Source organism: Frankia gtarii, assembly GCF_025403375.1.
GTDB lineage: Bacteria > Actinomycetota > Actinomycetes > Frankiales > Frankiaceae > Frankia > Frankia gtarii.
This window is the reverse complement of sequence record NZ_JAMPTM010000276.1, coordinates 1-8,714: the sequence shown is the minus strand read 5'-3', so window position 1 is coordinate 8,714 and position 8,714 is coordinate 1. Positions and strand designations below refer to the sequence as shown.

The window sequence follows — 8,714 nt, the reverse complement described above, 5'->3', positions numbered from 1 at the left end:
GTCCCGGACCGTGGTGCGCAGCGGAGTCTCCCGGATGAGAAGGATGACGGCCGCCGCCACGACGATGAGGGGGACCGCGCTGAGGAAGGCGTCGGGAATCGCCGTTGCATAGGCGTGGCGGACGACGGCGGCCATCGCAGCGCCGAGAGTGTCGAGATCGGGGATGTCCCGGCCGTCGCCCAGCGAGTTCGCCGGCAGGCCGTGGGATGCCAGTCCGGCGGCGGTGAGGTCGGTGACCCGATGCGCGGTCAGCGCGCCGAGCACGGCGACGCCGGCCGTCCCGCCGAGGCTGCGGATGAACTGCACGGTCGCGCTCGCGGCTCCGAGATCGCGCGGCGAGGCCGTGTTCTGGCCGATCACGATCAGGTTCTGCTGGACCATGCCCAGGCCGAGACCGACCGGCACCATGGCAAGGCCGACGAGTACCGGCGTCGTCCTCGGGCCGATCAGGCCGAGCAGCAGCAGGCCGCTGATCACGAGGACGGAGCCGAGGACGAGGAAGCGCTTCCAGCGCCCGGTCCGCGAGATGATCCTGCCGACGTGAATCGAGGCGTAGGCCATCGCGCCGACGAGGGGAACCGCGAGCAGCCCGGAGATCACCGGGGACCGGCCCTGCCCGAGCTGGAAGTACTGGCTGAGCATGACCGGGGTCGAGAACATCACGGTCCCGACGCAGAACGCCGCGATCACGGCGAGCACCAGGGTGCGGTCGCGGAACAGGTTGGGCGGGATCATCGGCTCGCGGACCCGGAACTCGACCACCACCGCGCCGACCAGCAGCAGCAGACCGGCGCCGACCAGCCCGCCGGTCTGCGCCGACGCCCAGCCGAAGGCGTCCCCGGCCAGCGAGATCCAGACCAGCAGGCAGCTCGCGCCGCCGGAGATCAGCAGGGCGCCGGCATAATCGATGGAGACCTCGCGGCCTCCGGCGGGCAGCCGCAGCGTGCGCTGGATCAGCACCGCGGCGGCCGCCGCGATCGGCAGGCCCAGGTAGAAGCACCAGCGCCAGCCCAGCCAGGGGGTGTCGACGACGAGTCCGCCGATGAGGGGCCCGGTGACCGTCGCCACCGCGAAGGTCGCCCCGACGTATCCGTTGTACCTGCCCCGATCCCGGGCCGGGATGATCGCGCCCATCGCCACCTGGACCAGGGCGGACATCCCGCCGCTGCCGATGCCCTGGACGAACCGGCAGGCGATCAGCATCCCGGGGGAGCTGGCCAGCCCCGCGAGCACGGAGCCGAGGACGAAGATCCCCAGGGCCGACTGGACCAGCCGCTTCTTGTCGACCAGGTCCGCGAGCTTGCCCCAGATCGGCATGCTGGCCGTCATCGCGAGCAGGTTGGCGGTGACGACCCAGGTGTAGCCGGTGGCGCTGCCGTGCAGGTCGGACATGATGGTCGGCAGCGCGTTCGTCACGATCGTGGACGACAGCATCGAGACGAAGAGCCCGAGCAGGAGACCGGAGATGGCCCGCATCGTCTGCCGGTGGGTGATGGCGGGCGGGGCGGACGGTCCCGGCTGGGCGGCGCCCGCGTGGCGGGTCGTGATCGTTGCCGTGGCGATCCACCCCTTGCGTGACATCGGCCGACCCGGCTGTGGCCGATACACATCAAAACACGGCGGCCTCGCCACGAGGACGAATCCCACCCATTGATCACGACTCGATACGCGCCCTAATACACGTCGCGGACGTAGCGGTTGCTGGCCGCGAGGTCCTTCAGGTAGGCGGTGGCGTCGTCGTGGTTCATGGTGCCGTGATGGGCGACGACGTCGTGCAGGGCCTGGTGGACGTCTTTGGCCATGCGGGTGGCGTCGCCGCAGACGTAGACGTGGGCCCCTCGGCTGATCCAGTCCCAGACGTGCGCGCCGCGTTCGCGGATGCGGTCCTGCACGTAGATCTTGGCGCGCTGGTCGCGGGAGAACGCGACGTCCAGTCGCGCGAGAGCGCCGTCCTGGTAGAGGGTATTGAGCTCGTCGCGGTAGTAGAAGTCGGTGGCATACCGCTGCTCGCCGAAGAACAGCCAGTTCTGTGCGGGGTGCGCGCGGGCGCGGCGTTCCTCGAGGAAGCCGAGGAACGGGGCGAGTCCGGTGCCGGGTCCGATCATGATCATGGAGGTGGTCGGGTCGTCGGGCGGTCGGAAGTGCGCGGTCGGGTGCACCGCGACGGGCAGCGGCGTGTCGGGCGGGGAGTCGGCCAGGTGGGCGGAGCAGACCCCGGTGCGTCGCCTGCCGTCGGGGTTGTCGTAGCGGACGACGGAGACCAGGATCCGTGCCCGGGTGCTGTCGACGAGCGGGCTGGAGGAGATCGAGTAGCGCCGCGGCCGCAGGCGGGTGAGGGTGTCGGCCCAGTCCTGGGCGCTGGCCGAGACGGCGAACTCGCCGATGACGTCGATGGCCTGGCGACCCCACAGCCATGCGTCGAGTTCGATGCGGCCGGTGGCGCGCAGTAGTTGCCGCAGTCCACGGTCGTGGCTGCGGTCGGCGACGAACCGCAGCAGGCCGTTGGCGGGCGCGGCGATTTCCAGGTGCTCCCGGAGCGCGTCGGCGAAGGGAATCTGCCCGGCGGTCGGGATGTCGACGATCTCCTCGGCGTCGATTCCGGTGACGGCGAGCCATTCGGCGACCAGGCCGGCGTCGTTGGTCGGCCTGACGGCCAGGGAGTCGCCGGCCTGGTAGGTGATCCCGGTGCCGGACAGGTCGATCGTGAACTCACGCACCTCCTTGGTCGCGCCGGGCTGGCTGAGCAGCCGGTTGCCGGCCAGCGTGGCGGGGCGGAACTCGGTCCGGGCGACCGGGGCCGGCGTGGTCGGCGGCACGGGCACGGCCGTGGGGACGGGCCCGGCGGACGGAGTGGGCACGGCCGACGGAGTGGGCACGGCCGACGCGCCGGCGGTGGCGGGCTGCTGGGCGACGGCGGCGGTGACCCGGTCAAGCCAGGCGGCGGCGTCGGTCTCGTAGTCGGGCTCGCAGTCGACCCGGGGCAGAAGCCGGGTGGCGCCGAGGTGCGCGAACCGCTCGTCGAGGCGCCGGCCGTGGCCGCAGAAGTCGCTGTAGCTGGAGTCGCCGAGAGCGAGCACGGCGTAGCGGACGTCCTGGAGTGCGGCATCGTCGGCGACGAGGGTGTCGAGGAACCCGGCGCCGTTGTCGGGTGCCTCGCCGTCGCCGAAGGTGCTGGTTATCAACAGCAGATCGACATGGGTGGGCAGGGCCCGGCCGGCATAGTCGCCCATCCGATGCAGGGCCACCGGGCCGTGGCGCTCGGTGAGGTGCTGGGCGGCGCGCAGGGCGAGGTCTTCGGCGTTGCCGGTCTGCGAGGCCCACAGGATGAGCACCCCCCGCCCGCTGCCGGCGGAGCCGCCGTGGGTCGACGCGCCTGGCGGCGCGGCGGTGTGGGCGCCGGCGCCGGGGTGATCGGGCCCGTCGGGCGCGGCGGTGTGGCGCGAGTACAGGCCGGCGAGCGCACCGTTGATCCACGCCGCCCGGTCGGGGTCCAGCGGAGCGTGCGTCGGCAGCACCGGCACCGCCGCCCCTGTCGACGAGGCCGGCTGGAACTGCGGGTCGGCGGCGAGCCCGGCGAGGAAACCGGCCATGTATCGGCGCTCGTCCTCGGTCAGGACCGGAGGGCGGAGCTGGCTGATCCCGAGAGCTTCGGCCAGTCCCGGCGCGGTGGCGGCGGCTCGCGTGGCCTCGCCGCTGCCGGCGGGGCTCGGCGCGGCAGCGATCCTGGTGAGCGTGACGGCGCAGACCTTGAACTCGGGCTGGTAGGAGATGGGGTCGACGGCGTCGTTGGTGACGGCGTTGATCGACAGGTATTCGCCGAACAGGTCGTTCCAGTGGAACGGGGCGAAGCAGCAGCCGGGCAGCACCCGTTCGGTGACCACGGCCGGCAGGACCGCGCGGCCGCGGCGAGAGGCTACTTCGACCAGGTCGCCGTCGGCGATGCACAGGCGGGTGGCGTCGTCGGGGTGGATGTCGACGAAGGGCCCGGGGTTGAGCCGGTTGAGCTTGTCGACCTTGCCGGTCTTGGTGAGGGTGTGCCACTGGTGCTGGAGCCGGCCGGTGTTGAGCAGGAACGGGTACTGCTCGTCGGGCATCTCCGCCGCGGGCAGGTGCGGACGCGGGTAGAACACCGCCCGGCCACTCGCGGTGGGAAAGACCAGCCGCGGGACGCTGCCGTCAGGCCGGGTGGTCGGGTGCTGGCTGGCGCCGTCGTTGCGGTAGCGGATCGGGTTGCGGTCCGGGCCGCCCGGGGCGGCGGGCCACTGCACCGGGCCCTCGCGCAGCCGGGCGTGGGTGACGCCGCGCAGGTCGTAGCCGGTTTGCGGGTTCCAGGTCCGGCGGATTTCGTCGAAGATCTCGGCGGCGTCGCGGTAGGTGAAGGCCTCGACGAATCCCATGGCGCGGGCGACGCGGGCGATGAGGTCCCAGTCCGGCAGCGCCTGGCCCGGCGGGTCGGCCGCGGGTTGGAGCAGGGTCAGGCCGCGTTCGGAGTTGACCATCACGCCGTCGGCTTCGGCCCACATCGCCGCCGGCAGGATCACGTCGGCGTAGGCGTTGGTCTCGGTGTCGGCGAAGACGTCCTGGGTGACCACGAATTCGGCCGCCTCCAGGCCGTCGATGACGCTTCTGCGGTTGGCCACCGAGGCAACCGGGTTGGTGCAGATGATCCAGCAGGCCTTGATCTGCCCGTCGGCCATCCGCGAGAACAGCTCGACCGTGCCCTGCCCCGCCTCGGTCCGCAGCGTCCCCGACGGCACCTGCCACAGCTGCTCGACGAAGGCGCGATCCTCGGCCACGAGCACGGAGCGTTGCCCGGGCAGACCGGGGCCCATGTATCCCATCTCCCGGCCCCCCATCGCGTTCGGCTGCCCGGTCAACGAGAACGGGCCGCTGCCCGGCCGGCAGATCGCCCCGGTGGCCAGGTGCAGGTTGCACAACGCGTTGGTGTTCCAGGTGCCGTGGGTGGACTGGTTCAGGCCCATCGTCCACAGGCTCATCCACTCGCCTGCCTCGCCGATCCACGCGGCGGCGGTGCGGATGGACGCCTCCGCAATGCCCGTCAGGTCGGCGACGACGGCGGGCGGGTAGTCGGCCAGGAAGTCGGGCATCGCCTCCCAGCCGTCGGTGTGCTCGGCGATGAACGCCTCGTCGATCCGCCCGTGCGCGACGAGCAGATGCAGCAGCCCGTTCACCAGGGCGAGATCCGTACCGGGGCGGATCTGCAGGAACAGATCCGCCTTCTCCGCCGTGGCGGTGCGCCGCGGGTCGACCACGATCAGCCTGGCGCCGCCGGTGCGAACCCGGTCCATCAACCGCAGGAACAGGATCGGGTGGCAGTCGGCCATGTTCGCACCGATCACGAAGAACACGTCGGCGTGATCGAGATCGTCATAGGAGCCGGGCGGGCCGTCGGCGCCAAGCGACAGCTTGTAGCCGGACCCGGCGCTGGCCATGCACAACCGCGAGTTGGACTCGATCTGGTTCGTCCCGACGAAGCCCTTGGCGAGCTTGTTGGCCAGATACTGCGCCTCGATGCTCATCTGCCCCGAGACATAGAAGGCGATCGCGTCCGGGCCATGCTCCTCGAGGATCGCCCGCAACCGCCGTGCCACCGCACCGATCGCGGCATCCACGTCGGTCGGAGACGGCTGCTCACCGCGGTCGGTGCGGACCAGGGCGGTCTCCAACCGGCCCGCGGCGGCGAGCATGTCCGCCGTGGTGGCGCCCTTGGTGCACAGGCGGCCGGCGTTGGCCGGGTGCGCCCTGTCCCCGGAGGCCCGCACGACCCGCCTGGTGCCGGCCTCGTCGCGGCCGATGTCGAGGACCATGCCGCAGCCGACCCCGCAGTAGGAGCAGACCGTGCGCACGCTGGTCACCGTCGCGCCCGACGCCAGTGCGCTCACCCCATCCTCACTCCCTGTTCGTCCCGGCGGCCACCATCCGGCCCCGAGGCCCGAGGCCCGGAGGCCCCGAGGCCCGGAGGGGGCCGCCGGGTGGTGCGTGACGTCCGACGGTAGGAAGGGGCGGTTACCTGCGGGTCACGACCCGGCGCACCGACCGTTAGATCCTGCGCACACCCCGCCCGCGTGCGGGGTGAGGGAGACCTTTCGCGCTTGTAACGCGGGTGAACAGTCCGGATAACGCGCCCCGCGCACAGTGCGGACATGCCTGCCCATCCCCTGCCCGAGCGTGCCCTCGAGCACCTGTCGATGTCCGAACCCACCGGCGGTCGCCTGGTGGTGGTCGGCAACGGCATGGTCGGGCAACGGCTGGTCGAGGCGCTGCGTGAGCGCGACACCGACCGGCGCTGGCAGGTCACCGTCCTGTCCGAGGAGCCGCGGCGGGCCTATGACCGGGTCGCGCTGTCGTCCTACTTCGACGGTGCCACCGCCACCGAGCTGGACCTGGTCGAGCCCGGCTGCTACGAGACCTCCGGCTATGCCCTGTATCTGGACGAGGCGGTGACCGGCATCGACCGGGCAGCCCGGACGGTGACCACCAGCCGCCGGCGGGTGCTCGGGTACGACGCGCTGGTGCTGGCCACCGGCTCCGCCCCGTTCGTCCCACCGGTGCCCGGTCGTGACCTGCCGGGCTGCTTCGTCTACCGGACCCTGGCGGATCTGGACGCGATCCGCGCCGCCGCCGAGCAGGCCGCGACCCGCACCCGGGGCCGGCGCGCCGGGCTGGTGATCGGCGGAGGGCTGCTCGGTCTGGAGGCGGCGCGGGCGCTGCGGCTGCTGGGTCTGTCCCCGCACGTGGTGGAGCTGGGGCCGCGGCTGATGCCGCTGCAGGTCGACGAGGGCGGCGGGGCGGTACTGCGCGCGCTGATCGAGGATCTCGGCGTCACCGTCCACCTGGGCACCTCGGTCGCCGCCATCAGCCGCGAACACGACGGGGGGATGCTGGCCACGCTGGCCGACGGGGCCAGGCTGGACGTGGACCTGGTGGTGTTCTCGGCCGGGGTGCGCCCGCGCGATCAGCTGGCCCGCGACACGGACCTCGCGCTCGGGGAGCGCGGTGGGGTCCTGGTCGACGACGGCTGCGTCACCTCGGACCCGGCGATCTTTGCGGTGGGGGAGTGCGCGTGCGTCGGCGGGCGGGTCTACGGACTGGTCGCGCCGGGGTATGCGATGGCCGAGGTGCTGGCCGACCGGCTGCTCGGCGGCACGACGTCGTTCACCGGAGCCGACACCTCGACGAAGCTGAAACTGATGGGCGTCGACGTGGCCAGTTTCGGCGACGCCCTGGCGGCCACCCCGGGCGCGCTCGAGGTGACGTTGACCAATCCGGTGCGGCGCAGCTACGCCAAGCTGGTCGTCTCCGACGACGCCACCACGGTGCTCGGTGGCGTCCTAGTCGGTGACGCCTCGAAGTACGCCGTACTGCGGCCGCTGGTCGGGCGCGCCCTGCCGGGCGACCCGGTGGCGATGATCGCCCCGGTCGGCGACGGTGCGGGGGCCGGCGCGGGGGCGCTGCCCGGGGATGCGCAGGTGTGCTCCTGCCACGCGGTCACCAAGGACACCATCACCGACGCCATCGCCGACCGGGACCTGTCGGATGTGGCCGGCATCAAGGCGTGCACCAAAGCCGGCACCGGCTGCGGGTCGTGTGTGCCGCTGCTCAGGACCCTGCTGGCCGAGTCCGGGGTCGCGGTCGGCACCGCGCTGTGCGAGCACTTCGACCACACCCGGGCGGAGCTGTTCGCGTTCGCCCGGGTCGAGGGCATCGCGACCTTCACCGACCTGATCCAGCGCCACGGCCGAGGGCGGGGCTGCGACATCTGCAAGCCCGTGGTGGCCTCGATCCTGGCCAGCCTCGACCACGGACACATCCTCGACGGCGAGCAGGCCGCGTTGCAGGACAGTAATGATCATGTACTGGCCAACATCCAGCGCAACGGCACCTACTCGGTCGTGCCCCGGGTGCCGGGGGGCGAGATCACGCCGGCGAAGCTGATCGTGATCGGCGAGGTCGCCCGCGACTTCGGCCTCTACACCAAGATCACTGGTGGGCAGCGCATCGACCTGCTCGGCGCCCGCATCGAGCAGCTCCCCGCGATCTGGCGGCGGCTGGTCGAGGCCGGGTTCGAGTCCGGGCACGCCTACGGCAAGGCGTTGCGCACGGTGAAGTCGTGCGTCGGCTCCACCTGGTGCCGCTACGGCGTCCAGGACTCGGTGAGCCTGGCGATCGAGCTGGAGCTGCGCTACCGGGGCCTCCGCTCCCCACACAAGATCAAGGCTGGCGTGTCCGGGTGCGCCCGCGAGTGCGCCGAAGCCCAGTCCAAGGACATCGGGGTGATCGCCACCGAACACGGCTGGAACCTCTACGTCGGCGGCAACGGCGGCTTCCGGCCGCGGCACGCCGACCTGCTGCTCACCGATGTCGACACCGCCACGCTGGTGCGTACGATCGACCGGTTCATCATGTTCTACGTCCGCACCGCCGACCGGCTGCAACGCACCGCCGGATGGGTCGAGTCCCTGTCCGCCGGCGGCGTGGACGGGCTGGCCTACCTGCGCTCGGTGCTCGTCGACGACGCCCTCGGCATCGCCGCCGAACTCGACGCGGCGATGGCCCGTCACGTCGAGCGCTACCAGGACGAGTGGGCCGCCGTGCTCGAGGACCCACAGCGGCTGCGCCGCTTCGCCTCCTTCGTCAACGCCCCCGATCTCCCCGACCCGAGCGTCGCGTTCGTCACCGAACGCGGCCAACCC

At 72.0% G+C, this 8,714-nt stretch carries 3 protein-coding genes; 1 reads left to right on the top strand and 2 read right to left on the bottom strand.

The annotated features are described in order from the left end of the window. Positions 1–1,581, bottom strand: a 1,581-nt coding sequence (locus tag NBZ83_RS26770; protein WP_368861914.1) for an MFS transporter, incomplete at its 3' end; no start/stop codon positions are given. A gap of 92 nt (positions 1,582–1,673) precedes the next feature. Then, entirely contained in the window at positions 1,674–5,903 is a 4,230-nt protein-coding gene (locus tag NBZ83_RS26765) for a bifunctional nitrate reductase/sulfite reductase flavoprotein subunit alpha (protein WP_308203830.1), read from the bottom strand. A 261-nt stretch (positions 5,904–6,164) separates the two neighbouring features. On the opposite strand from NBZ83_RS26765, the gene nirB reads away from it, so the two are divergent. Beyond that, on the top strand, positions 6,165–8,714 hold a 2,550-nt coding region (gene nirB / locus NBZ83_RS26760; protein ID WP_498041083.1), incomplete at its 3' end, for a nitrite reductase large subunit NirB.